This window comes from Pseudomonas sp. FH4 (genome assembly GCF_000510915.2).
GTDB lineage: Bacteria > Pseudomonadota > Gammaproteobacteria > Pseudomonadales > Pseudomonadaceae > Aquipseudomonas > Aquipseudomonas brenneri.
Genome location: NZ_AOHN01000021.1, coordinates 216,435 through 240,400, shown reverse-complemented (window position 1 = coordinate 240,400; position 23,966 = coordinate 216,435). Strand labels below are relative to the sequence as shown.

The 23,966-nt window shown below is 63.0% G+C and carries 23 protein-coding genes; 16 read left to right on the top strand and 7 right to left on the bottom strand.

Annotated elements, in window-relative coordinates:
- The first annotated feature begins 2 nt into the window (after positions 1 to 2).
- Positions 3 to 2,144: a TonB-dependent receptor gene (locus H097_RS17705; protein WP_032861388.1), complete on the top strand. Its 2,142-nt coding sequence runs from the start codon at positions 3 to 5 to the stop codon at positions 2,142 to 2,144.
- A gap of 89 nt (positions 2,145 to 2,233) precedes the next feature.
- On the opposite strand, the gene H097_RS17700 is transcribed toward H097_RS17705, so the two are convergent.
- Complete coding sequence (locus tag H097_RS17700) at positions 2,234 to 4,180, bottom strand: TonB-dependent receptor (RefSeq protein WP_229689193.1); 1,947 nt, start codon at positions 4,178 to 4,180, stop codon at positions 2,234 to 2,236.
- A gap of 337 nt (positions 4,181 to 4,517) precedes the next feature.
- On the opposite strand from H097_RS17700, the gene H097_RS17695 reads away from it, so the two are divergent.
- Positions 4,518 to 5,498, top strand: coding sequence for an AraC family transcriptional regulator (locus tag H097_RS17695; RefSeq protein WP_050593397.1), 981 nt, complete (start codon positions 4,518 to 4,520; stop codon positions 5,496 to 5,498).
- Here H097_RS17695 and tatC read toward each other — a convergent pair.
- Genes tatC through tatA form a run of 3 tightly spaced genes read right to left on the bottom strand, consistent with a single transcriptional unit; the run spans position 5,495 to position 6,752 of the window.
- Positions 5,495 to 6,241, bottom strand: coding sequence for a twin-arginine translocase subunit TatC (gene tatC / locus H097_RS17690; protein ID WP_032861385.1), 747 nt, complete (start codon positions 6,239 to 6,241; stop codon positions 5,495 to 5,497). The genes H097_RS17695 and tatC overlap by 4 nt on opposite strands.
- Complete coding sequence (gene tatB / locus H097_RS17685) at positions 6,238 to 6,534, bottom strand: Sec-independent protein translocase protein TatB (RefSeq protein ID WP_032861383.1); 297 nt, start codon at positions 6,532 to 6,534, stop codon at positions 6,238 to 6,240. Before tatB ends, tatC begins: the two co-directional genes overlap by 4 nt.
- Positions 6,534 to 6,752, bottom strand: a complete 219-nt coding sequence (tatA, locus tag H097_RS17680) for a twin-arginine translocase TatA/TatE family subunit (RefSeq protein ID WP_032861381.1) — start codon at positions 6,750 to 6,752, stop codon at positions 6,534 to 6,536. Before tatA ends, tatB begins: the two co-directional genes overlap by 1 nt.
- 161 nt (positions 6,753 to 6,913) lie before the next feature.
- Here tatA and gspK point away from each other — a divergent pair, with 161 nt between their 5' ends.
- A complete protein-coding gene (gene gspK, locus H097_RS17675) occupies positions 6,914 to 7,879 on the top strand; it encodes a type II secretion system minor pseudopilin GspK (protein ID WP_032861379.1) in 966 nt (321 codons plus the stop codon).
- 214 nt (positions 7,880 to 8,093) lie between these two features.
- Here gspK and H097_RS17670 read toward each other — a convergent pair whose 3' ends face one another.
- Complete coding sequence (locus H097_RS17670; protein WP_032861378.1) at positions 8,094 to 10,124, bottom strand: PhoX family phosphatase; 2,031 nt, start codon at positions 10,122 to 10,124, stop codon at positions 8,094 to 8,096.
- Positions 10,125 to 10,353: 229 nt separating this feature from the next.
- On the opposite strand from H097_RS17670, the gene H097_RS17665 reads away from it, so the two are divergent.
- Genes H097_RS17665 through gspN form a run of 12 tightly spaced genes read left to right on the top strand, consistent with a single transcriptional unit; the run spans position 10,354 to position 21,137 of the window.
- A complete protein-coding gene (locus H097_RS17665) occupies positions 10,354 to 12,006 on the top strand; it encodes a lipoprotein UxpA (RefSeq protein ID WP_156356814.1) in 1,653 nt (550 codons plus the stop codon).
- Positions 11,979 to 12,431 (top strand): hypothetical protein, encoded by a 453-nt coding sequence (locus H097_RS17660; RefSeq protein WP_050593396.1) that lies wholly within the window; start codon positions 11,979 to 11,981, stop codon positions 12,429 to 12,431. The genes H097_RS17665 and H097_RS17660 overlap by 28 nt, the downstream gene beginning before the upstream one ends.
- 6 nt (positions 12,432 to 12,437) lie before the next feature.
- On the top strand, positions 12,438 to 14,387 hold the full coding sequence (gspD, locus tag H097_RS17655) for a type II secretion system secretin GspD (RefSeq protein ID WP_229752271.1): 1,950 nt from the start codon (positions 12,438 to 12,440) through the stop codon (positions 14,385 to 14,387).
- Positions 14,388 to 14,392: 5 nt separating this feature from the next.
- Positions 14,393 to 15,841, top strand: a complete 1,449-nt coding sequence (locus H097_RS17650; RefSeq protein ID WP_082445632.1) for an ATPase, T2SS/T4P/T4SS family — start codon at positions 14,393 to 14,395, stop codon at positions 15,839 to 15,841.
- The gene (gspF, locus tag H097_RS17645; RefSeq protein WP_032861373.1) at positions 15,841 to 17,043 is read left to right on the top strand and encodes a type II secretion system inner membrane protein GspF; all 1,203 of its coding nucleotides are present in this window, start codon (positions 15,841 to 15,843) and stop codon (positions 17,041 to 17,043) included. The genes H097_RS17650 and gspF overlap by 1 nt, the downstream gene beginning before the upstream one ends.
- 44 nt (positions 17,044 to 17,087) lie before the next feature.
- On the top strand, positions 17,088 to 17,531 hold the full coding sequence (gene gspG, locus H097_RS17640) for a type II secretion system major pseudopilin GspG (RefSeq protein WP_032861457.1): 444 nt from the start codon (positions 17,088 to 17,090) through the stop codon (positions 17,529 to 17,531).
- Between the two features lie 2 nt (positions 17,532 to 17,533).
- Complete coding sequence (gene gspH, locus H097_RS17635) at positions 17,534 to 17,977, top strand: type II secretion system minor pseudopilin GspH (RefSeq protein WP_032861371.1); 444 nt, start codon at positions 17,534 to 17,536, stop codon at positions 17,975 to 17,977.
- Positions 17,974 to 18,339, top strand: coding sequence for a type II secretion system protein (locus H097_RS17630; RefSeq protein ID WP_032861370.1), 366 nt, complete (start codon positions 17,974 to 17,976; stop codon positions 18,337 to 18,339). The genes gspH and H097_RS17630 overlap by 4 nt, the downstream gene beginning before the upstream one ends.
- Complete coding sequence (locus tag H097_RS17625) at positions 18,336 to 18,926, top strand: prepilin-type N-terminal cleavage/methylation domain-containing protein (RefSeq protein WP_032861369.1); 591 nt, start codon at positions 18,336 to 18,338, stop codon at positions 18,924 to 18,926. The genes H097_RS17630 and H097_RS17625 overlap by 4 nt, the downstream gene beginning before the upstream one ends.
- A gap of 14 nt (positions 18,927 to 18,940) precedes the next feature.
- Positions 18,941 to 20,050, top strand: coding sequence for a hypothetical protein (locus H097_RS17620; protein ID WP_032861368.1), 1,110 nt, complete (start codon positions 18,941 to 18,943; stop codon positions 20,048 to 20,050).
- Complete coding sequence (gene gspM / locus H097_RS17615) at positions 20,047 to 20,478, top strand: type II secretion system protein GspM (protein WP_082445625.1); 432 nt, start codon at positions 20,047 to 20,049, stop codon at positions 20,476 to 20,478. The genes H097_RS17620 and gspM overlap by 4 nt, the downstream gene beginning before the upstream one ends.
- Positions 20,475 to 21,137: a type II secretion system protein N gene (gene gspN, locus H097_RS17610; protein ID WP_032861367.1), complete on the top strand. Its 663-nt coding sequence runs from the start codon at positions 20,475 to 20,477 to the stop codon at positions 21,135 to 21,137. Before gspM ends, gspN begins: the two co-directional genes overlap by 4 nt.
- On the opposite strand, the gene H097_RS17605 is transcribed toward gspN, so the two are convergent.
- Both H097_RS17605 and H097_RS28325 read right to left on the bottom strand, forming a co-directional pair.
- Positions 21,090 to 22,076 (bottom strand): LysR family transcriptional regulator, encoded by a 987-nt coding sequence (locus tag H097_RS17605; protein ID WP_050593394.1) that lies wholly within the window; start codon positions 22,074 to 22,076, stop codon positions 21,090 to 21,092. The two genes, gspN and H097_RS17605, sit on opposite strands and share 48 nt — an antisense overlap.
- 4 nt (positions 22,077 to 22,080) lie before the next feature.
- Positions 22,081 to 22,245 carry a hypothetical protein gene (locus H097_RS28325; RefSeq protein ID WP_162237646.1) on the bottom strand — a complete coding sequence of 55 codons (165 nt, stop codon included), beginning with the start codon at positions 22,243 to 22,245 and terminating at the stop codon, positions 22,081 to 22,083.
- Between H097_RS28325 and H097_RS17600 the strand changes: the two genes are divergently transcribed.
- Positions 22,245 to 23,954 (top strand): DUF1302 domain-containing protein, encoded by a 1,710-nt coding sequence (locus tag H097_RS17600; RefSeq protein WP_229752272.1) that lies wholly within the window; start codon positions 22,245 to 22,247, stop codon positions 23,952 to 23,954. The genes H097_RS28325 and H097_RS17600 overlap by 1 nt on opposite strands.
- Positions 23,955 to 23,966 lie beyond the last annotated feature (12 nt).

Sequence of the window (23,966 nt, the reverse complement as noted above, 5' to 3'; positions counted from 1 at the left end):
GCATGCTTGATCAGTGGCTACTCAAACCGTTACGCCACCCGCAGGGTTGGCGCGCCAACGTCCTTACCCAAGCCCTGGCGCTGGCCTTGTCCAGCCAGGCGTGCAGCGCGTTTGCTGCCGACTACCAGTCCGACTCACAGGCCCTGGAGCTGGCGCCGGTGACCGTCAGTGCGCGATTGAACCAGGAAAGCGCTAGGGACATTCCCTTCGGCCTCTCGGTGATCGACGGGCAAACCCTGCAAACCCGGCGCCTGCGCACGCTTGAAGACGCATTGCGCGGCACCCCGGGCGTCGACGTCAATTCCTGGGGCGGTGCGAATGACGCCAATGTGCGTATTCGCGGGGTCGGTTCGCTGAACCAGATGAGTATGGATGACGGCTCGGTGGTGCTGAACGTCGATGGCGTGCCGATGTCGGTGCGCAATGCGGCCATGGCTTCCCTCGATGTGCAGCAGGTGGAAGTGCTCAAGGGGCCCCAGGGCACTTTGCTGGGGCGCAACAGCGAGGCCGGGGCGATCAACGTCACCACCCGCAAACCCACCCGTGAGGTAGAAGGCTATGTGCGCGGTGAAGTCGGCCAGCAAGGCCAGTTCATGACCGAAGGCGCGGTAGGCGGCCCCTTGACCGAGACCCTGGCCGGGCGCGTTGCGGTGCGTCGCAGCGGCTTCGATAACTGGGTCGACGACCAGCAGGACCGCGATCCGCTGACCGCGCCACGGGACCTGGCCTTGCGTGGCAGCCTGCTGTGGGACAACGACGCCGGCACCACCGGGTTGCTGGTTGCCGAGCGCCAGCGCGCCGAGCACTACGTCGGCCTGGAAATGCTGCGGCCCTTTGGCGACAGCCCGCGCCTGGACTACACGCCTGGCGTATTTGACGGCAACCAGAAAACCAACGAGCGCTATTCCTTTGAACTCAATCACGATCTGGCGCAAGCTCGGATCACCTCGATCAGCGCCTACACCAGCACCGACTTCAATGCAGTCAAGGGTTATGACCGCAACATCACCCGTGCACTGTACGGTTCACCCTTCGAATACCTTATTGAGGACTCGGCCCACGAACGGGTCTGGAGCCAGGACCTGCGCCTGGGCTCGCTGCCAGAGGCCGAGGTGTTCTGGGTAAGTGGGGTCAATCTTTCCCGTTCCGAGCGCAATTTCGACTCGAACAACTTCACCAACGGCGCGCTTCAGCAACGTGAGTTCACTACCAACAGCTACGCGGCGTATGGCGAGATCACCTTCCCGATTGCCGAGGACTGGAAACTCACCACCGGCCTGCGCCACACCTGGGATCGCAAGACCTACGGTGGCGAATATACGAGCGCAGGCAATCGGGCCAGCGACAGCCGCCAACTGCAAGACAACTACAGCACCGGGCGCGTGGCACTGGCCTATGCGCTGACGCCGCAGACCAATCTCTATGCCGTACTTTCCCGTGGCTACAAGTCTGCCGGCTTCAATGATTACGCGACCTCGGTCACGGACAGCGAGCCGTACAAGGCAGCCAAGGTCAGTGCGGCCGAAATGGGGTTCAAGCACGAAAGCGAGGGCGGTGCGTTGAGCCTGGAGGGGGCGCTGTTCTTCACGCGGGTGCGCGATGACCACTTGCTGGGGTATGACTTCAAGACCGTGGCCGTCAGTGCGGTGAATGCCGACACCCGCAGCAAGGGCGCAGAGCTGTCGAGCACCTGGCACGTCACTGACCAATTGACCCTGGGCAGTGCCGTGAGCTACACCAATGCGCTCGTGACCTCCGATGCCCGGGGTGTTTCTGGCGGTGACGTGGTGGCAGGCAGTCGGGTACCAGACGTGCCGCTGTGGAGCGGTAACTTCAGTGTGGCTTGGCACAAGGATCTGCCTGACCTGCTGGGATTACCGGCGCCCCGTCTCAATACATTGCTCAATTACCGCCTGCAGAAAAACCGCCCGGCAGACCCGCAGAACCACTATGACCTCAAGGGCTACGCCAAGCTGGACCTGCACCTGGGCCTGGAAAGCGGCGGCTCGGAAGTCTACCTGTGGGGCGATAACCTGCTGGATGCGCGCTATGACTTGTATGGTGCCTATTCCACGGCCCAGGTGTTGACCGGGATGCCAGGCAGAGGGCGCTCGGCGGGGGTGGGCTACAGCTATTCGTTCTGATAGAGGCTTGGCCAACAAACCTTATAGACGCTGGCAAGCCAGCGCCTACAAGGGGATTGATTCACCAATCAACCTGCTCCCCCTTCACGTCAGAACTGATAGGTGTAGCCGACGCCCAGGGTACGGCGTCGCGCGGGTGCGCCATAGGCTACCGGATCACTGTAGAACCCATAGGTGTCGTACGTCTGGTTCAGCAGGTTGTCGGCATAGGCATACACCTCGCCGAACTTGCTATGCAGGCCGGCGCGCAGGTCGAGTTTCTCGTAGTTATCCAGGTTGAAATGGTTCTGCGGATCTGCCGCTCGCTCGCCCACAAGGTGGTAGTTGAGGCTGGTGTTGAGGGTGGTTTCACCCAGACCGGCGAAACTGCCCAATGGATGCTCCCAGGCGACGTTGAAGTTGCCACTCCAGCGCGGTACATCCGGGGTCCGGTTGCCAGCGGCGACGTCACCGGCCTGGATGCCCTTCACCGCGCTGGTGATTTTCGCGTCGAGGTAGGTGGCACTGGCGGCCACGCTCAGGCCGTAGTCGAAGCGCCAGCTGCCTTCCAGTTCGGCGCCGCGGGTGCGGGTGTCGGCATTGAACGCATTGGTGGCGAAGGTTGCAGCGTCGTACCCCAGCAGATGGTCGTCGTGCACGCGGGTGAAGAACAATGCGCCATTGAGGCGGCCACGGCGGTCGTCGGTTTCACTCTTGAAGCCCAGTTCCGCAGCTTTGCTGACGGCGGCCTTGTAGGGTTCGCTGTCGCTGACCTGCGATGCATAGTCATTGAACCCACCGGACTTGTAACCGCGCGCCAATTGCACATAAACGTTGGTTTGCGGGGTGATCGCATAGCTCAGGGCAGCGCGACCGGTGCCGTAATTGTCCGTCAGCCTGCGTGAGTCGTTGACCGAGTCGCTGCCCGAGAAGTACTCGCCGTCATAGGTCTTGCGGTCCCAGGAATGGCGGTAGCCGGTGGTCAGTTTCAGCTGCTCGGTCAGGGGGAAGGTGACTTCGCCGTAGCCGGCATAGGTGGTTGTGGTGAAGTCGCGGAACTTGGCGCCTGAGGTGCCGTAGGTATTGCGCGGGGTGTCGTAGGTACGCTCGCTGCGTGTGGCGGCCAGCCCCGTGACCCAGAACACCTGCGAGTCGGGCAGGGAGCTCAGGTGTACGTCCTGGCTCCAACTGCGCTCAAAGGATTTGTCGACCACCCAGAACTCGCTGGGGGTGCCGTAGAGCGCGCCCATCAGTTTGCTGTCATAGGCGATCAGGCCTTCGAAATCGGCGGTTGAAGTGGAACTGGTGGAGGTCAGGCGGCTGTTGGCGAAGTCATGCTCGACCTTGATCGCGTAGCGCTCGGTGGTCTTGTAGTTGTCGTCGAACAGGCCGGGGGTGAGGTCCAGGCTCGGGTCGCTACCGTACGGGCGCAGCACCAGGGAGTTGGTGGCGCGCTTGGACTTTTGCCGCTCGGCGCTGAACAGCACGTGGGTGTCATCGTTGAGATCCCACAGCAGGCTGCCTCGGTATGCTTCGTTGCGGGGTTTGGTCTGGGGGTGGTGGGTCTGGTCGTTGTCGATCCAGCTGTCGTAACCCGCACGGCGTACTGCGAGGCGGCCGCTGAGGTTTTCCGTCAGAGGCCCGCCCACGGCGCCCTCAGTGAGGAACTGGCCTTGCTGGCCGACTTCGCCGCGCACATAACCTTCCCGTTCACGGGTCGGCTGGCGTGTGGTGATATTCACGGCGCCGGCCTGGCCAATTGCCCCGGACAAGGTGCCCTGTGGCCCCTTGAGGACTTCGATGCGCTCCACATCCAGGGTTTCGAAACCCAGGCTGCGCGACGATACCGGCACGCCATCGATATTGAACGCCACCGAGCTGTCATCCATCGACATCTGGTACAGCGAGCCCACACCACGGATCAGCACGTTGAAATCATTCGGACCGCCAGAGGAGTTCACGCTGACCCCGGACGTGTTGCGCAGGGCGCTTTCCAGGGTATTGAGGCGCTGGGTGCGCAACTGCTCACCGCTGATCACGCTCAGGCTGATCGGCACCTCCTTGGGATCCTCCTGCTCCATCCGCGCGGTGACGGTTGAAACCGGCAGTTGCAGCGGTTGGACGGCTGTATCGGCAAAGGCTGAATGAGTGAGTGTGCAACTGAGCAGAGCTGTTATAGTATAACAAATGTGCGGTGATCGACGGTGAGTCGTCGAGTGGCGTCGTGCAGACATGATGGGACCTTGACTGAGGTTTGGGGCAGTGCGCGTCGCGGTGGGCGACGGCGGCTAAGGGCGTAACTGCAGCGCGATAGATGCTAGTGATTATCAATTGCGCTCATCTACCCCAATGTGGTCTGATTCGAGCCGTATCCGGTCAGCAAGGAGATCCAAGATGTCAGCCGTTGAGGAGCAGGGGCGGGCGTTCATGCCGGTCTCGCGGATTATTGCCGATGGCTACGGGGGCGATTTCGGCCCGGGCTCCCAGTGCCGGGTCACCCGAGTGACCTTGCAGGGCGGGCTGGATATCGTGCGTTGGCAAAGTACTTTCGAGCAGCCAGTGGAGATGCCTCTGCATGACGACAGCGAGCGCATCCACTTCAGCTTTACCAACCTGCTCAAGGGCAAGGCCTCTTGCAGCTTTCGCGATGGTCGGCGGCAGCGCCGCTATGTCATTGACCAGGGTACCGGCAGCATCAGCTATGGGCGCAGTCGCAACGGCCTGTATCACCAGCAGGGTGAGATAGACAATATTACGGTGATGATCCATCCCGAATTGTTGACCCAGTGGGAACTGGAAATCGACCCGACCCTGTATAACGCGCTGGCCTGCGATCATTGCTTTCTCGATGGACACCGCAGCGGTGAAATGAGCGCCACCGCCCACCAATTGTCCAATGCCCTGACGTACGCGCCTGGCCAGCCGCGCAGTAGCCTGTGGCTGTATGGCCAGAGCGTGACCTTGGTCAGCCTGTTCCTGGAAGCACGGCGCAGCGTGGACTGCGCCTGTCGCCTGAGCCCCATCGATCGCCAACGCCTTCAGCATGCTCGCGAGCGCTTGCTGGCAGACCTGGGCAAAGCGCCCAGCCTGTCTGAGCTGGCCCGTGAATCCGGTCTGAGCCAGCCCAAACTGACGCGCGGGTTCCGGCAGTTGTTCCTCAACAGTGTCTACGGGGTGTTCCAGCAAGCGCGCATGACTCAAGCCCGCAGCCGGCTACTGGAAGGGGACGAATCGGTGATGCGCGTGGCGTCGGATCTGGGCTATGCCAATGCCAGCCACTTTGCTACGGCTTTTCGCAAGCAGTTTGGCATCAATCCGTCCCTGCTCAAGCAGGGTGGGCGCAGTACTTCCCTGGCCCCGAGCAAACTGTCTTAAGCTGCCTCGGTACGCGATTTGCTCACCGACCGACTGGCCAGCAGCCCCAGCTCGAACAGAATCCACATCGGCACCGCCAGCATGGTTTGCGAAAACACATCTGGCGGGGTCAGCAGCATGCCGACCACAAAGCAGCCGACGATTACATACGGTCGGCTTTTCTGCAGGGTCTGCACATCCGTGATACCGGCCCAGATCACCAGGAAAGTCGCCACCGGTATTTCAAACGCCAGGCCGAACGCCAGTAACAGCGCGAGGATGAAATCCAGGTACAGGGCGATATCGGTCATCATCGCCACGCCGTCCGGGGTTACGCTGGTAAAGAAGCCGAACATCATCGGGAATACCAGGAAAAACGCAAACGCCATGCCGGCGTAAAACAGCACCACGCTGGCGGCCAGCAACCAGGCGGCAGTGCGTCGTTCCTGGCGGTACACCGCCGGCGCGATCATGCCCCAGGCCTGGTGCAGCAACAGCGGCATGCTGATGAACAGGGCGATCATCATGGTCAGCTTGAGCGGTGCCAGAAACGGAGAAGTCACCCCAGTGGCGATCATCGTTGCGCCGCTGGGCAAGAAATCGCGCAGCGGTTGCGAGACGAAGCTGTACAGCGTCTGGGCAAAGGGAAACAGAGCGCAAAACACCAGGAGGATCGCCAGGACGCAGCGCACCAGGCGCGAGCGTAACCGGGTCAGGTGGCCGGTCACCGACAGGCGCGGGGCAGACAAGGGCAGGTCGCTCATGGGGCAGGTTGTCCTGGATAAGGGGTGGTTTCTGGCTGCGGCGCAGCGTCCAGGCGGATGCCGTCGCGCAGTTGCTGCTCCAGTTGCCGCAATGGCTGCTGATCGATGCCCTGCAGCAAGTGTTCGTGGTCCAGTTCCTGGGTGACCTGGGCCTTGAGCGTATTCATCGCCCGCTTGGCCCGGCCCAGCCACAGCCCGGCATTGCGCGCGGCAATCGGCAGGCGCTCGGGGCCCAGCACCAGCAGCGCCACCAGGCCCACCAGCAACAGTTCGCTAAACCCGATATCGAACATCAGTGTTTGCTGTCTGCGGGTCGTTGAGGCTCGGCTTGCACCTCAAGGCTGGCCTTTTCTGCGCTCGCCTGGGCAGCGGATTCGTTGCCCATGGAGGAGCGAAATCCCTTGATTGCCTCGCCCACATCGCTGCCCAGGCCCTTGAGGCGCCGGGTGCCGAACAGCATGACCACGATCAGCAGCACGATGACCAGTTGCCAAATCCCTATACCACCCATACCGACACTCCAAGCCATTGATTTGAAATATGAAGGCGCAGTGTGCCGAGGCTTTATGACGCAGCTGTGACGTTTTTGCGGGAATTGTGTGAGCCTGCCACTTGGTTGAAACATCCACTGTGTTGACTGTCGCCAGGTTCTACATAAAAGGTGGTTGGGTCATGGACAAAAAACGGCAGCAGGGAGCGGCGTTGTTGATGGTGCTGGTGGCCCTGGCCATGCTGGCGGGCGGTATGGCCTGGATGGTCGAACAGGGGCGCCAGCAGGTCGACAGTGTGCGCCTGGTGCAACAACGGGTGCAGGCGCGGGCGATCGAGCGGGCGGCGCTGGCCTTTACCGAACAGGCCCTGCAGGACCCGCTGTGGCGCGCCAGCCCGATGTTCTGGCAGGCCATGCGCGGGCAGCCGTTGAGTTACGACTTCAAGGGGGGCAAGGCGAGCATCCGGATTCGCGACCTGCACACCTGCTTCAACGTCAACGCCCTGATCGGCCCCGAAGCCGAGCGCGCCCAGCGCCAGTTGGTGCATTTGCTGGGAGCCGACATGGCTGCCGAACGCCTGGCCCAGACCCTGGCCGACTGGCTCGACGCCGACCAGCAGACCCGCCTGCAAGGTGCAGAAAGCAACGAATACTTGCGTCAATCGCCACCGCGCCTGGCGGCCAATCAAAGGATGCGCGATATCAGCGAGCTGAACCTGCTGGCGCTTCCCGACGCACTCCGGGCCGTGCGCTACCCGCAGTTATGCAGCCTGGACGAGACCGCAGGCTGGCGCCTGAACGCCAATGCGCTGAACCTGGAGATGCTGGCGCTGCTGGATGCGTTGTATGAGGGAGAGGTCTCGCGGTCGGTGCTGACCCGGCTGGTCAGCGCGCGCCCGGCAGGGGGCTATCGTGATGCGGGTGAACTGCGCCAGGCCCTGGGGGCGATGGATGATGCGATGTTCGAGCGGCTGAGCGAAGGATTGCAGCTCAACGGTGACCATTTCCTGTTGCAACTGGAGGTTGACCTGGATGGCCAACGCTTTCGCAGCCAGTACCGTGTCGAAGCCCAGGGTGTGGTGAAGTGGCACGCACGGGTACCGGCGCAAGGCATGCTGCTGCGCTCGCGGGAACCGTTGCCGTTATAGAGTGCACGTGGGATCAAAATATCCACAAACAGTGTAGGAGCGGGCTTGCCCGCGATAGCGGTGGTTCAGCCACTACCTCTGGTGGCTGGCAGGCCGTCATCGCAGGCAAGCCAGCCCCCACATTTGGTTTGTGCTGTGCCCAAAATTCTCTGTTGAATCGAACTCCCACAAAGACAGTGCTGCAGGCGCCGGCAAGCCGACGCCTGCATCCTCATCAGATCGCCAAGTCGCCCCCATCGGCACGCTGGATCACCACCGTGGATGCACGTGGGCGTACAGTCCCAACCGTAACGTCAGTGGCGACCGTGGTCGATGGCCAGTTTTCCGGGTGCTGGATGTTGACGAACACCGTCTTGTTATCCGGGGTAAAGGTCACCCCCGTCACTTCAGAACCATTGGGCCCGACGAAGAAACGTCGCAGGTCGGCCTGGTTCTGGGCATTGACCGGCACTTGCTTGCCCTGGGCATCGACCATATTGGTGGGGATCACCACCAGCATCTGGTCGTTGGTGTAGTCGGTCAGGGTCTTTTCGCCGTTGTCAGTCTGGATCCACATCACGCCACGGCTGTCGAAGGTCATGCCGTCCGGGCTGGCGAACTGGTTCAGGGTGGTCAGGCCGGAGCGGTTGAGGTCCGGGCTGCCAGCAGCGTTGGCGCCAAACACGAAGATGTCCCAGGTGAACGACACCTGGTTATCGGCGTCATGCCAACGAATGATGTGCCCGTGTTTGTTGTTCACACGCGGGTTGGCAGGGTTGGCCACCGTACGGCTGGTGTTGTTGGTGAGCGTCAGGTAGACGTCGCCATTGAGCGGGTTGACCGAGGTCCACTCCGGACGGTCCATCGGCGTGGCACCTACGGCATCGGCTGCGCCGCGGGTGTTGAGGATGATCCCCGGCAGGTTGGTGAATTTCGCGCCCAGGGTGCTGCCGTCGGTGGTGCTGGTGGCCACGTCCAGCAGCAACCAGTTACCACTGCCATCGGCGTTGAAGCGCGCCACGTAGAGCTTGCCGCTGTCCATGTACTTGGCACCGGTCGCCAGGCGATCGCTGGGGTTGGCATCGGCCGGGTCCCACAGGGCGGTGGAGACGAACTTGTACAGGTACTCGTTCTGCGAATCGTCGCCGCTGTAGAACACCACTGGCTTGCCGGCGGTGGTCAGGCCAGGCCAGCAACCTTCGTGGCGGAAACGACCCAGGGCGGTGCGCTTCACGGCGCGGGTCGAAGCGTTGTACGGGTCGATCTCGACGATGTAGCCATAGGTGCTGGCTTCGTTGCGGTAATCGTCGGTCGCGGTGGCGCCGCTTGGGGTCACGTTGAAGCGGCTGAACTCGCCGTTCACTTCGCTCGGGTCGCCAGCCACCGATTCCCAGCGATAGTTACCATTGCCGGTGCCCACGCCGATGCGCACCTGGTCTGCCGGACGGGCGCCACTTTTGTTGACGAAAATCCCCGGCCAGTTCTCTTCGCAGGTCAGGTAGGTGCCCCACGGGGTGTAGCCGTTACCGCAGTTGTTGTTGGTGCCGCGGGTCTGGGTGCCGGTGGTGGAGAACTTGGTCTTGACGTGATCGGTGCCTTTCATCGGGCCCGCCAGGTCCATGACGGTGGCAGTGGTGAAACGACGGTTCAACGGGTCGTTTTCCATCACCTGCCAGCGGCCATTGACCTTGGTGATGCGCATTACGCCAGCGCCGTGGGCGTTGATCTCTTTGCGCACTTCTTCAACCGGACGAACGCCGCCGACCAGGGTCGGGCCCGCCGGGTGCAGGGCTTGTGCGTCGATGTATTCATGGTTGATGGCCAGCAGGCCGTCGGTGGAGCTGCCATTGATAGGGAAGAAATGCATGCCGTCGTGGTGCATGCCTACCGAGTTGGCCTGGTCGGTGGAGGTGTTGCTGCCGTCGCTTTTCCACGGGGCTGCGTTGCTGTTCAGCGGCGTGCCCCACGGCGCCAGGACGTGTGCGGTGTAGCCGGCAGCCACGGTGCAGGCATCGGTGAGGGAACCTGGGATCGAATTGAAGCCCAGCTTCAGCGCAGGTTTTGGCGGCTGGGTAGGCGTGTCGTTGTCTGAACCGCCACCGCTGTCAAAACAGCCGGTCAGGCCAGTACCGGCAATCATGGCGATCGCGGCGCCGAGCCCGCCACGCACCACACTGCGGCGGCTCAGGTAGGCAGTGAGTACCGATTCCATCGGCTCATTGAGGCTCAGGTTGCGATTCTGGTTGTCGCCAGTCTCTCGACTCATTTCATCAGGTCCTTTGTAGATCACGGTTATTTTGAAAGGAGCCCGAACTCTAAGAGCCGAATGTGATGATTCGCGGTCGGTTTTGTTAAAAATGTATTTAAGTGTATTTCTTTTATTTCCTTTTGTTGCAGGGCGACACATTTCACTCCTGTTAAAAAACTGACATCAAAGCGTCATTAATTGCCCCCCACTATGCGGCCCCTATAAGAGTGTGCTTCAGGGTGAGGGAATAATGCTTTCAATGGTGCGGCGCGATGTATTGGGATGGATGACACTGGGTGCATGTGCGCCTTGGCTGGCCGGTTGCTCCAGTTTGAGCAAGGCGGGGCCGGCCGACAGTCAGCCGGTCGACCTGCTGTATATCGCCGACACCCTCGATGCACGCCAGCCGGGCCGCCCGGTGGTGCCCGCCACGCGCCTGGGGCCAGCCACACGCATCGGCCAGGCGCCGTGGATCACCGGGGCCAATGCGCGATTTCGCCAAGCCGATGGCAGCCAGTTGGATGGCCTGCTGGATGCTTCCTTAAGTGACAGCGTGCAAACCGGTGGCTATGCGGTACTCGGTGCCGTGCTGCAACGCCTGCGCGATGAAGCGGGACATGAGAATAGCCTGACTCTGGAAAACGGCCAGTGCTGGAACGGCAGCGGCCTGGCCTACCTGACCCGTGGCCTGTCCGGGGTCCAGGGCAGCCAGTTGCTCGGCAGTGAAGTGCGGGTCAGCAGCGATGAGCGCGTGTTGTGGCCCGAACAATGCCAGGGCCTGTACCAGCAATTCGGCCATCCGGTGCTCGGCGCCGGGCTGGCCAGCAACAGTGCGCAACGCCTGGCCACTCCGGGTATGCAGGTGTTCCGCCGTGGTGGCGTGCGCATTGCTGTGGTCGGCATTACCGACCCTTATGCACGGGACCAGCAAGCGTCCTTGAAGCAATGGTTGCACAGCCTGCAACCGGTGCTCACTCAGGCCCGCGAAGAAGCCGACCTGGTGGTGGCCCTGGCCGATGTTGGTACCGGGCCGGGGTTCTGGCTGGCTGAACGCCTGAGCCAGGTGGATCTGGTGCTGTGTGCCCGTGGCCAGGATTTGTGGCCGCAACCGGTGGAAATCCTGCAAAGCTCCGGCAAGCGGGTGCCGGTGGTGCTGGGCGGGACCCGGGCCAGCGGCGCCTTCCGCATCCGCTGTCAGGCCCAGGCGGGGCAGTGGCGTTTTGATGCGCGCTTTTTTCCGGCTCAGGCCAGCGCGTTGGACGCTACCGCCCAGGCCCACGCCCAGCGCCTGCAACCACGCCTGCAACAACAGCGCGCAGCGCATGCCGCCTGGCTCGACCAACCCCTGGCCAAGGCTCCGGAAAACCTCTGGCGCCGTGATGTGCGCGCCGGCAGTTGGGATCGCCTGTTGCACCAGGCCCTGGCCCGCGAGCCCAAGAGCGCGGTGTTGCTACCGGGCCTGCGCTACGACAGTCCCCTGGCGCGCGGCCAGATGATCACCCGCGAACACTTGATCAGCCTCAGCGCCAGTTACCCGGCGCCGGTAGTCGATGTTCCAGCACAGCAAGTGCGCCAGGTCCTGGAGAACGGCGCCGAGCAACTGTTTGGCGAGCCATTGCTGCTGGATAACAGCCAGGACTTGCCGCGCTGGCTCGGCCAGCCCTGGCAGGTCACCTATAGCCCTGGCGGCAAACGGGTCAGTGAGTTTGCCGAGCCGGTCGGCACCTGCCGCACCTTTGGCCTGGGCTTTGCCGCCGATGCCGGGCAACCGCTGTGGCAACACCTTGAAGGCTGGTTGCGCGAGCAGCCGGCGGATTGGCAACTGGCGCCCTTGCAGCTGCCCGAAGTGCGCTACGTGCAGGGGCATCCGGGATGGCATCCACGGAGTGTGGTCAGTTGAGCCGGGCAGGCAGCCTGTTCAACCTTCTGCTGGTCACGCTGTGTGCCTGGTTGGCGGCGCAATGCGTACTGCAACTGTGGCATGGGCTGGCGCAGCCGGTCGTGCCATACCCGGCATCGGCGCCGGTGGCCGACCTCTTGAGCAGCCACTGGACACCACGCCAGGCGCCCAGCGACGACCTGCCATTGACCACGCTCAAGGTCGATTATCTGGGCAGCCTCAAGGCCAGCCCGCTGCGCGCCACAGTGCTGGTGCTGCGCTACCAGCAACAAGAACGCACGCTGACCCTGGGTCAGCGCCTGGCCCCGGGCATCGTCTTGCACGACATCGATGAACGCGGGCTGATTTTTGACAATCAAGGGCAGCGCGAGCGCTTGCCATGGCCGACTGAGCGACCGGTGATCGGCCTCAAGCGCAAGGAATGAACCGAGATGCACATGATCAATAAATGCCTGGGCCTGACTGCGTTGTGCCTGGCCTTGAGCGTGACCCAGGCCCGCGCCGAAGAAGCGCCGGCCTTGTATGAAGTGAACTTCATCGACACCGAACTCACGGACTTTATCGACAGCGTATCGCGCATCACCAACACCACCTTCATTATCGACCCTCGGGTCAAGGGCAAGGTCACGGTACGCAGCCTCGACATGCTTGGCAGCGAAGCGATCTACGACATCTTCCTTGCCCAGTTGCGCGCCCAGGGTTTCGCCGCCGTCAACCTGCCCAATGGCAGCGTGAAGATCGTGCCGGACCAGGCTGCGCGCCTGGAGCCGGTGCCGGTGGAATCGACGCGCCAGGCCGGGCAAGGCAACGATGGCATGGCTACCCGGGTGTTCAGTGTGCGCAATGCCGGCAGTGAGCAGATACTCAATATCATCAAGCCGCTGATCGACCCGCGCGTGGGGGTGATCAGCCCATACCCGGCAGCCAACCTGCTGGTGATCACCGACTGGCGCAGCAACCTGGACCGCATTGACAGCCTGTTGTCGCAACTCGATCAGGTCAGCCAGGAACCCCTGGAAGTGCTGCCCCTGACCAACGCCAGTGCCAACGACACTGCGCAATTGGTGACCCGCCTGCTGGCCCGCGAGCAAGGTGCCGACAGCGCCCAGGTGATCGCCGATCCTCGCAGCAATGCGTTGCTGGTGCGTGGTAGCGCCGACAGTCGCCAGCGGGTGCGCGCGCTGCTCAAGCAATTGGATCAGCCGCAAAATGCCTTGCGTCCTTCGAACACCGTGGTGATGTACCTACGGCATGCCAATGCGGCTGAGGTGGTCAAGGTATTGCGCGGCTTGAGCCAGGACACGCCCGGCGCCGGCGGCGAAGGGGTACCGGTGGAGGGTGCGCCGAAGCAGGTCGCAGCCAGCGCCTCGGCGATTCGCATGGAATCGGAGGAGGGCACCAACGCGGTGGTGATGGTCGGCCCGGACAGCGAAATCGCCGCCTACCGCACCATCGTCGAGCAACTGGATATCCGCCGCGCCCAAGTGGTGGTCGAGGCAATCATCGCCGAGGTCTCCGATACCCGCGCCCAGGAACTGGGGGTGCAATGGCTGTTTTTGGGCGACTCGTTTGGTGGCGGCGCGGTGAACTTTACCAATGGCGGGACGAGCATCGCCGGCCTGGCGGGGGCCGCTGCCAGTGGCGACACGGCTGGCCTGGGCAAGCTGTTGGCCAATGTGCCAGGGGCGACCGCAGGCTTCGGCAAGCTCAACGGCGGCGGGCTGAACTTCCTTGCGCTGCTCAACGCACTGAAAAGCGAAAGCGGCTTCAACCTGCTTTCGACCCCAACCCTGCTGACCCTGGACAACGCCGAAGCGTCGATCCTGGTGGGCCAGGAAGTGCCTTTTGTAACGGGCTCGGTGACGCAGAACAACACCAACCCCTACCAGACCATCGAGCGCAAGGAGGTGGGGATCAAGCTGCGGATCAAGCCGCAGATCAATATCGACAACACCGTGCGCCTGGACATCGTGCAAGAAGTCTCGTCGATTGCCGACAGCACCGGCGCCAGCGATGTGATCACCAACAAGCGCGAGATCAAGACCAAGGTTATGGTCGAAGACAACGGTCTGGTGGTGCTCGGTGGGCTGATCGGCGACGAGGCCAAGAACAGTGACCAGCGTGTGCCGTGGCTCGGCGACATTCCGGGGGTAGGGCGGCTGTTCCGCTCCAACGCCAGCCAGCGCACCAAGCAGAACCTGATGGTATTTATCCGCCCGCGGATCATGCGCGACGGCGAGACCCTGGCCCAACTGAGCAGCGAGAAGTACCGCAACCTCAAGGTCAACTCCAACCTGGCATTGCCCGCAATCTCCGATAACAACGCCTTGCTGCGCCTGTTCCCGGCCAGCCGCGAACGCCTGGACGAGGGCGTGTGGTGAGTACGTTGTTGCCTTATCGACTGGCGCGCCAGGCGGGTTTGGCACGGGCGCCGGGCCCGCAGGGCTGGACCTTGTGCCTGCGTGAGGATGTCGACACCGACGCCTTGCAGGAAGTCTTGCGCGTGCACGGCCTGCCGACGGCGGTCGAGCACCTTGACCCGACGCAATACGAACTGCGCCTGGGCGCCTTGTACCAGGCCGGCGAGTCGGCCACGGCGGCGTTGATCGAGGGCATTGGCGAGCAGGTCGATCTTGATAGCCTGATCAACGAACTGCCACGTATTGAAGACTTGCTGGAGAGTGACAACGAGGCGCCGGTGATCCGCCTGATCAACGGCTTGTTCGCCGAAGGCCTGCGCCTGCGCGCCTCGGATATCCATATCGAAACCTTCGAACAGAGCCTGGTGGTGCGCTTGCGGGTCGATGGCCATCTGCGCGAGATCCTGCGCCCGCCGCGGGCCTTGTCGGCCATGCTGGTGTCGCGGATCAAGGTCATGGCGCGCCTGGATATCGCCGAAAAACGCCAGCCCCAGGATGGGCGGATCACCCTGCGTTCAGGTGGTCGCGAGGTGGATATCCGCGTCTCGACCTTGCCCGGCATCCATGGCGAGCGCGTGGTGATGCGGGTGCTCGACAAGCAGGCAAACCTATTGGACCTGGCCAACCTGGGCATGCCCGCCGAGGTCGAGCAAGCCCTGCGTGCCTGCCTGTCACGGCCCAACGGGATTCTGCTGAGCACCGGGCCCACCGGCTCGGGCAAGACCACCACGCTGTATGCCAGCCTCAATGCACTCAACGATGGCTCGTGCAACATCCTTACCGTCGAAGACCCGGTGGAATACGCGATTACCGGCATCGGCCAGACCGCGATCAATCCCCGTGCCGGCATGACCTTTGCCAGCGGCCTGCGGGCAATCCTGCGCCAGGACCCGGACGTGATCATGCTCGGCGAAATCCGCGATCAGGAGACCGCGCAGATCGCCGTGCAAGCCAGCCTCACCGGGCACTTGGTGTTGTCGACGTTGCACACCAACAGTGCGGTGGGCGCGGTCACCCGCTTGCGTGACATGGGCATCGAACCCTTTCTGATCGCCTCCAGCCTCAAGGGCGTCATGGCCCAGCGCCTGGTGCGCCGTTTGTGCCATTGCGCAACGCCTGCGCCATTGCAGGCCGCCGAGCGTCAACTGTGGCCGGAGCTGGCAACCCTCGAACAGAGCTTTCACCCCCAGGGCTGCGATGACTGCCAGGGCAGTGGCTACAACGGGCGGATCGGGCTCTACGAATTCATCACCCTGGATGCCGGCTTGATCAGCCTGCTGTATGACGGCGCCAGCGAAGCGGCCATGCACGAATACCTAGCTGACAAGCGCCAGAGCCTGACCGCCATGGCCACCGACTGCCTGCGCCGTGGCGAAACCAGCCTGGAGCAGGTCCTGCGTGCGGTGCGTGACTGATGCCGACCTATCGCTACCAGGCGCTGGACCTGCGCGGTAATTGCCGCAAAGCCAGTATCCAGGCCGAAAGCGAGCGCCATGCCCGGCAACTGCTGCGCGAGCAGGGCCTGTTTGCCCGTGAGCTGCAGGTGCAGGGCGCGAGTCTGTCGAGCCCGCGCGGGCAACGTTTGAACCATGGACAGTTGTGCGAATTGACCCGCCAGTTGGCCACGCTCTTGAGTGCCGGTATCCCGTTGGTGGATGCCCTGGCTACCCTGGAGCGCCAGCTGGCGGAACCGGCGATCCGCAACTTGCTGGTGGCGGTGCGCGGAGCTCTTGGCGAAGGCTTGAGCCTGGCCCAGAGCCTGCGCCGCCAGGGCGGGCAGTTCAACACGCTGTATTGCGCGCTGGTCGAGGCCGGGGAGCGCTCCGGCAAGCTGGCGCCGGTGCTGGAGCGGCTGGCCGAACACCTTGAGCAAGTGCAGAAACAACGGCACAAGGCACGCACCGCATTGATTTACCCGGCGGTGCTGATCCTGGTGTCGCTGGCCGTGGTGATCGGCCTGATGACCTTTGTCGTGCCCAAGCTCACCGAGCAGTTCAACCACACCGGGCAAAGCCTGCCGCTGATTACCCGGGTGCTGATCGGCGCCAGTGAGGGCCTGGTGATGCTCGGCCCGTGGCTGCTGGGGCTGGCCTTGCTGCTGGGGCTTGGTGCGCGGGTTTTACTGCGCCGGCCTCTGTGGCGCTTGCGGCGTGACGCCCTGGCCTTGCGCCTGCCACGCATTGGCGTGCTGTTGTCGGTGCTGGAAAGCGCGCGGGTGTCACGCAGCCTGGCGATTTTGCTCGGCAGTGGTGTGCCGTTGCTTGAATCCCTGGAGGTCGCCACCGCCACGGTCGGCAACCGGCAGATTCATCAATCCCTGGAAACCGTGCGTGAGCAGGTCGAAGGCGGCGTGACCCTGTTCCGCGCCCTCAGTGCCAGCGGTCACTTCCCACCGATGCTGTTGAACATGGTCGCCAGCGGTGAGGCCAGCGGCACCTTGCCCGACATGCTGGAGCGGGTTGCCGACAACCAGGAACGTGGTTTTGCGCGCCAGGTCGACCTGCTGCTGGCGTTATTCGAACCCCTGATGATTCTGCTGATGGGCGCGGTGGTGCTGTTCATCGTGCTGGCAGTGCTGTTGCCGATCATGCAGCTCAACCAGGGCCTGAGCCTTTGAACAGACAACCTGAAAATGGAGAACTTGAAATGGAAAAGCACGCCATGCCTGGTCATCGTGCCGTCAAGCGTCGTGAGCGCGGTTTCACCCTGATGGAAATCATGGTGGTGATTTTTATCATTGGCCTGTTGATCGCCGTAGTCGCCCCCAGCGTGCTCGGCAGCCAGGACAAAGCCATGCGCCAGAAGGCCCTGGCCGACCTGGCGACCCTGGAACAAGCGCTGGATATGTACCGCCTCGACAACCTGCGTTTCCCCACCTCCGAGCAAGGCTTGCAGGCGCTGGTCAGCAAGCCGAGCCTGGAACCGCTGCCGCGCAGTTGGCGTGCCGACGGTTATATCCGGCGCCTGCCACAGGACCCGTGGGGCAATGCCTATGGCTACCGCACCCCTGGGCAGCACGGTCGGGTGGATATCTTTTCCCTGGGCGCCGATGGCCAGGAAGGTGGCGAAGGCACCGACGCCGATATCGGTAACTGGGACCTCTAGGCATGCAGCGCAGTCGCGGGTTTTCGCTCCTGGAAATGCTGGTGGTCTTGTTGATCGTTGGTCTGTTCAGTGCCCTGGGCGTGGCCTTCCTGGATGCCGGCCAGGCGCCGATGCGCCAGGCCCTGGCACAGTTGGCCAACGAGGCACGCAGCCAGGCCGCCCAGGCCCGGCATGCCGGGCAACTACTGGGCTTGCGCTGGAATGGTCGGCAGCCGGAGTTCGTACGCTGGCAGACCGGTGCGCCTGCGTGGCAGGTCGAACCGTCACGCGGCGCGCCCTGGCCGGTCGGTTTGCAACCTGATTGGCCGGTGACCAGCGAGCCTCAGGTGATGTTCACGCCCTCGGGTCTGGCACGTCCGGTGTCACTGACCTGGCGTTGGGCCGAGGGCCGTCAGCGCTGGCAATGGCAGGCCGACAACACCCTGCATATTGCGACCCTGCCATGAAGCGCCAACGAGGTTTTACCTTGCTCGAAGTCATGGTTGCCCTGGGAATTGCCGCGCTGATGGCGGTGATGGTCAGCCAGTTGTTGCGCCAGCGCATCGCGACCCACCAGGCCGTCGCGCAACATCGCCTGGGCAGTTTGTGTGCGCGGGAGCTGGAGACGCGCTTTGGCGTAGAGCAGTACTGGCCGCAGATCAATGTGGTGAGTGGTCAGTTGCGTCAGGGGCTCGCCACCTGTCATTGGCAACTGACCCTGGGCAATACCGGGGTCAATCGCTTGCGTCGTGGTGAATTGACGCTGTTTGCCGATCCCGAGCAGCGCCAGCCGCTGGGTCAGTTCAGCCTGTTTCTGGTGCGCCCATGAAGGCCGCGCAGCGCGGCTTGACCCTGATCGAATTGTTGGTGGCGATGGCCCTCACGGCGGTGGTCGGGGTGTTGCTGGCGGCCTTGGTCAATGGCTGGGTCAAAGTGCGTGAGCGTCTGGAGGAGCCCGGTGGCGAACCTCAGGTCCTGGAATTCTGCATGGCCCTGGAGCGTCGCTTCGACGCCCTGGTGCTGCGCCAATTGTATGAACAGCGCTTGCCCCTGGATCTGGCGTGGCTGGAGTGGCAGCCAGCTCTTGGGCAGTTGCAGTGGGTGGCCCTGGCCGCATGGCCACCGGCTGACGGTGCGTCGCGGGTACAACGCCAGCGCCTGCTGTTCGATGCCCGCCAGCAGCGTCTGGAGCTGTGGGTGTCGGCCGACCTGTACGCCGCCGACAAGCCACGCTGGGCGCGCAAGGAGTCATTGGCGCCGGTCGAGCGGGCCACGTTCAGTTTTTACCAGGGCACGCGCTGGCTGGCCTTTCCTTCTACTGTTGCCGCCCAGCCCAATCGCGGTGTGCGGATCGAGTTCGAGCATCATGGAGCCCCTTATGTCTGTACCTTCACCTTGCCCGATACCCAGCCGTGAGTCGGAGCGTCGGCATGTTTGAGCGTCTGCGGGCCAAGCCGCGGGAATGGTTGCTGATGCGCCCGCCAGCCACTGCCGAGGGCCGTTGGCAGTGGCTGCACTACCGCGCGCAACAGGCGTGTGCCAGCGGCGCCTGGCCGCCACCGCCTGCATTGCTGCAATTGCCGGGGGCGTTGATTATTCCTGCGCTCGATTGCAGCCATTTCTGCCTGCCGGCGCCGCCAGGGCTCAAGCGTCATGAGTGGCCGCAGCTGTTTGAAGAGTATGCGCAGCAACCGGCTGAAGAGCTGCTGGTCAGTTGCCTGTCCCGGGAGGCCGGCCAACTTGAGTTGCTGGTGATGCAACGGGAACAGGTGCAGCACTGGCTGGCCGAGTGCGGGCTACTGGGGGTACAGATCACCCACGGTTGGGCCGAATTGCAGTTATTGCCGCAGCCCGAGCCTGGGCATGTCGTGCGTTGGCAGTGTGAACTGTCGCTGTGCCTCAAGGCGCACTCGCGGCAATGGTTGGTCTGGCCGCAGGTGTTGGGGGAGCGCTTGCCCCAGGCCTGGCGCGAACTGCCCGCGCAGACGCTTGAGGGCGACTGGCCGTCGCGCCTGGCGCGCCTGGAGCAACTGCCCAGTGTGCTGGAGGGCACACGGCCGACGCGTGCCCGCGCGCAACGGGCCCCGTTGATGAACCGCTTGCAGCGACACTTGCTGGTGGGGTGTGTGGTGTTGGCGGCCTGTTGGGGCGCGGTGTATCTGCTGCAGAGCCTGCGCCAGATCGACGTCTGGAAAGCCCAGGTCACGGCGCTGGCCGGGCCTGCGAAGCACCCGCAACAGGCCCGTGTGGCGTTGGCGCGTGTGCAGGGCGAGGCGATCGACTGGCAGGTGCGCCAGCAGAAAATCGTCGCCCTGGAACAGGCGCTCTCGGCCTGGTTGCAACAGCAACCGGGCTGGTCGGTGATGAGCATGGCGTTTGACGGCAAGCATTGGCGCCTGGGCCTGCGCGGCAATGGCCCTCGGCCTGCGCCGGCGCAGTGGCAGGCGATTGCCCAGGTCGCTGGCGCCCAATGGATGGATGAGGCGCAAGGAGCTGGCGGGCAACTGCTCCTGAGTTTTGATTTGGGAGAACAACCATGAAAGCCCGGATGCAAGCGTACCTGACCCACTTCAACCAACTGCCGCCCAAGCGTCGTTATGGCCTGCTGGCCGGTTGGTCAACGGTCGTGCTGTTATTGCTGGTGTTGCTGGCACGGCCGCTGCTGGCGGCCTGGCAGGAGGCGCGCCAGTGGCAGGCGTTGGCGCAACAGGCCGGCGCGCTGGTCCCGCCGGCAGCGTTTTCCAACGAGCAATGGCAGGCGCTGGCCGTGTCGCGTCAATGGGTGTTGACCCGGGTCGAGCAACAGGGCGATCGCTGGCAATTGCAAGGCGAACTGCCCGGCCCCCAGGCCCTGCAATACCTGCTGCGCACCGTGCAGGAACAGGGCGGACGGCCCTTGCAGTGGAGCCTTACGCAAGGTATCGGCCAGGGCTATGCCTTCAGTCTGGAAGTGGCGGCCAGGCCATGAGTCGCGCCGTCATCCTCTGGGGCATTGGGGTATTTGCCCTGACCTTGCTGCTGGAGCTACCCGCGGCCTTTGTTGCTCGCCAGGTGTCGTGGCCGACGGGCTGGCAGCCCAGCGGTGTCACGGGCAGTGTGTGGAATGGCCGCGCGGCACGTGCCGGTGCCCTGGGCCCGGTGGAGTGGCACATCAGGCCATGGAAGGCGCAGATGAACCTGGGCTTTCAGCAACGCATCTGGGCGTTGTCGGTCCAGGGCTGGCCGTGGAATTGGCAGGCGCAGTTGGCACCGCGTGCGGTCAGCGCCTTGCCGGCGCCGATGTTCGTGCTGGACGGCCGTTGGGAAGGGCGATTGCAGGTCGATGGCGCTGGAGCGGGGTGCCGTAAAGCCGAAGGGGAGTTGCTGGGGCACGACCTTGCCGTGTTGAGTCCATGGCTGGTCAAACTGGGAAACACCCGGATAGCGCTACAGTGCCGGGATGGGCTGCGGCTGTTGGCCGACCTGCAACTGGCTGGCGAGCATCATTTCCAGATCGAAGCGCAGCCACGGCGCTTGCAGGTGGACGGGCAGATCGAACCGGGTGCCGCCGTGACCCCGCTGCTGGTCCAGGCACGCTGGTTACAACCGGCGGCGCAAAGCTTCAGCAAGGTGCTGGGTAGGCCCTGACTCCTGCGGGAGCGGGCTACGGGCATTGGCAATGATCGAGTCCACCGCCTGCTGGGCAATCGGTGACAGCGTGCGCCCGGCCTGGCACACCACGGCGTTTCTGATGGTCAGCAAGTCGGCTGGCCAGCCCGGTTGGATGAACGGCATCAGGTCCACCAGCAAACCCTCACGCAGGTCCTGCGCAAGCCAGGAGCACCAGGTCAAGAGCAGCGAGTCGCTGGTCAAGGTGGTTTCACGCAGCAGGTTCAGATCGTTGGAGCTCAGGGTCCAGGGCAACAGCGTTCCGGGCGTCAGGTCGAACAAGGCATATAGCGACGCCTCGTTTGACGGCACGACGCCGCTCCAGGGGTAATCGAGAATCTGCTCCCGTGAAATCGGTTGTGCCTGCCGTGCCAGGGGGTGATCGCTGCGGCAAAAGATCGACGCCGGTTGCGGCGGCAGGTGGGTGATGGAAAAGCGTGGATCGAATTGCTGGTCGGCCCGCAATGTGGCCACGACAAATTCCAGCTGGTCGGTTTCCAGTTGATGGGACAGGTGTTCCCAGAAGTTGACCTGAACATTGAGCACCAGCCGGGGAATGCTTTTACGCAGCTTGACCAGCACGTCTGTGGTGTTGAGGTTGGCGGCCATCGGCGTTACGCCAAACCGCAATTCACCGCCTTCGGTCCCGGCCAGGTCATTGGCCTGGGCCTGCATTCTCTTGGCACAACTGAGCAGCTCATGGGCGCGTCCGATCAGTTGTTTTCCGGCCTCGGTCAGCGTGACGGAGCGTGTGTCCCGGTCGAACAAGCGCACCCCCAGGTCGCTCTCCAGCGATTGAATGCTGCGGCTGAATGCAGTCTGTGAGAGGTGGGCGCGAGCTGCCGCACGGGAAAAGTGCAACTCCTCGCTCAAATAGACCAGGTGGCGAACCCGCTTCAAGTCGATTGAGTCGTCCACTGCATTAATCTTCCTTCATATTTGCATTGGACACCTTTAACACGCTCCCCGAAGATTCTCCAGCGCCAACATCGCCCGGCAGGCCACGTGCACTGCCTTCAATAATAAAAACGATGGGGAAGTTCTGTGGCAAACCACTTTCAGTTTGATCGAGTGCGGCCCTGTGCATTGACCGCCGTCCTCGCACTCGGCACCAGCATCCAGGCCCAGGCCATCAGCTTCAATGTCGGAGAAATCGAGGGGCAGTTCGACTCGTCGTTGTCCATTGGCAGCAGTTGGGCGTTGCGTAACGCAGACCCGGCTTATGTGGGCACCTGGAACGGCGGGCACGCTTCCAGCCAGAGTGCCGATGACGGACGCATGAATTTTCGTAAAGGCGAGACCTTTTCGAAGATCTTCAAGGGCGTGCACGACTTGCAACTGAGCTACGGCGATACCGGTGTCTTTGTGCGCGGCAAATATTGGTACGACTTCGAGCTCAAGGACGAGAGCCGCCGCTACCTGCCCATCAGCGATAGCAATCGCAAGGAAGCGGCCCAGTCATCCGGTGCGCAAATCCTCGATGCATTCATCTATCACAACTATTTCATCGACGGCCAACCCGGCAATGCGCGGGTGGGCAAACAGGTGGTCAGTTGGGGCGAGAGTACGTTTATCGGTAACGGGATCAACGTGATCAACCCCACCGATGTGGCCGCTTTCCGCCGGCCAGGGGCAGAGATCAAGGAAGGGCTGATCCCGGTGAACATGCTGTTTCTATCCCAGGGCTTGACCGACAGCGTGTCTGCCGAGGTGTTCTACCAGTTGGAGTGGGACCAGACGGTTCTGGATAACTGCGGCACTTTTTTCGGCTCGGACGTGATGGCCGACGGCTGTAGCACGCGCATGGGGTTTTCGCCGCCGTGGGATCCCAGCGGGCAGTATCATTTCACGCGCGGCGCCGATCGTGATGCGCGTGACAGCGGCCAGTTCGGGGTGGCGCTGCGCTGGCAGGCTGAGGCTCTGAACAATACCGAGTTCGGGCTGTATGCCATGAACTATCACAGCCGCGCACCTTTTGTCGGCGGCCGGGTAGGGGACAGCCCATTTGCGGTCAAGCCCGGCACCCAGGCGTCGAGCGCCGAGTACTTTGTCGAATACCCGGAAGATATCCGCCTCTATGGCCTGAGTTTTTCCACCACTCTGGGCACCACCGCCGTCTCCGGTGAGCTGAGCTATCGACCCAACATGCCGCTGTCCCTCAACGGCAGTGATGTGACGATTTCCGCCCTGGCCGGCTCGATGGCGGCGGGCCTGGGCAGCCCGATTTTCGCCAGTGGGTTCGCCCGGCCGGTGCCCGGCGAAGATTTCCACGGTTATGTGCGCAAACCGGTGAGCCAGGCGCAGGTCACGTTCACCCACTTTATCGACCAGGTGTGGTCGGCCGAACGCCTGACGCTGATTTCCGAGGTGGGTTACAACCATCTTGGCGACCTCAACAGCAGTGCCCTGCGCTTTGGCCGCGACAGCATCTTCGGCAATGGCGAGCTGCCGGATAACCGCAATTGCCCGACCATGGCCAACCCGGTCAACCCGCAAAACTGCAATAGCAAAGGGTTCTACACCCGCAACTCCTGGGGTTACCGGGCGCGGGCGATGCTTGACTATCAGAACGTGTTTGCCGGGGTGAATCTCAAGCCCAGCCTGTCCTGGTCCCATGACGTGGAAGGTTACGGCCCCAACTTCAACGAAGGCAGCAAGGCCATCAGTCTTGGCCTGGATGCGGACTTGAAAAATACCTACACGGCGAGCCTGTCCTACACCGATTTCTTTGGGGGTGACTACAACACGGCGACTGATCGTGACTTCGTTTCCCTGAGCATGGGCGTGAGCTTCTGAACCTGCCATCCG

Excerpts from the sequence above, each read along its gene's own strand:
- H097_RS17705 (WP_032861388.1), top strand. The coding sequence starts at position 3 with ATGCTTGATCAGTGGCTACTCAAACCGTTACGCCACCCGCAGGGTTGG.
- H097_RS17695 (WP_050593397.1), top strand. The coding sequence starts at position 4,518 with ATGTCAGCCGTTGAGGAGCAGGGGCGGGCGTTCATGCCGGTCTCGCGG.
- tatC (WP_032861385.1), bottom strand. The coding sequence starts at position 6,241 with ATGAGCGACCTGCCCTTGTCTGCCCCGCGCCTGTCGGTGACCGGCCAC.
- tatB (WP_032861383.1), bottom strand. The coding sequence starts at position 6,534 with ATGTTCGATATCGGGTTTAGCGAACTGTTGCTGGTGGGCCTGGTGGCG.
- tatA (WP_032861381.1), bottom strand. The coding sequence starts at position 6,752 with ATGGGTGGTATAGGGATTTGGCAACTGGTCATCGTGCTGCTGATCGTG.
- gspK (WP_032861379.1), top strand. The coding sequence starts at position 6,914 with ATGGACAAAAAACGGCAGCAGGGAGCGGCGTTGTTGATGGTGCTGGTG.
- H097_RS17670 (WP_032861378.1), bottom strand. The coding sequence starts at position 10,124 with ATGAGTCGAGAGACTGGCGACAACCAGAATCGCAACCTGAGCCTCAAT.
- H097_RS17660 (WP_050593396.1), top strand. The coding sequence starts at position 11,979 with ATGGCATCCACGGAGTGTGGTCAGTTGAGCCGGGCAGGCAGCCTGTTC.
- gspD (WP_229752271.1), top strand. The coding sequence starts at position 12,438 with ATGCACATGATCAATAAATGCCTGGGCCTGACTGCGTTGTGCCTGGCC.
- gspF (WP_032861373.1), top strand. The coding sequence starts at position 15,841 with ATGCCGACCTATCGCTACCAGGCGCTGGACCTGCGCGGTAATTGCCGC.
- gspG (WP_032861457.1), top strand. The coding sequence starts at position 17,088 with ATGCCTGGTCATCGTGCCGTCAAGCGTCGTGAGCGCGGTTTCACCCTG.
- gspH (WP_032861371.1), top strand. The coding sequence starts at position 17,534 with ATGCAGCGCAGTCGCGGGTTTTCGCTCCTGGAAATGCTGGTGGTCTTG.
- H097_RS17630 (WP_032861370.1), top strand. The coding sequence starts at position 17,974 with ATGAAGCGCCAACGAGGTTTTACCTTGCTCGAAGTCATGGTTGCCCTG.
- H097_RS17625 (WP_032861369.1), top strand. The coding sequence starts at position 18,336 with ATGAAGGCCGCGCAGCGCGGCTTGACCCTGATCGAATTGTTGGTGGCG.
- H097_RS17620 (WP_032861368.1), top strand. The coding sequence starts at position 18,941 with ATGTTTGAGCGTCTGCGGGCCAAGCCGCGGGAATGGTTGCTGATGCGC.
- gspM (WP_082445625.1), top strand. The coding sequence starts at position 20,047 with ATGAAAGCCCGGATGCAAGCGTACCTGACCCACTTCAACCAACTGCCG.
- gspN (WP_032861367.1), top strand. The coding sequence starts at position 20,475 with ATGAGTCGCGCCGTCATCCTCTGGGGCATTGGGGTATTTGCCCTGACC.
- H097_RS28325 (WP_162237646.1), bottom strand. The coding sequence starts at position 22,245 with ATGCACAGGGCCGCACTCGATCAAACTGAAAGTGGTTTGCCACAGAAC.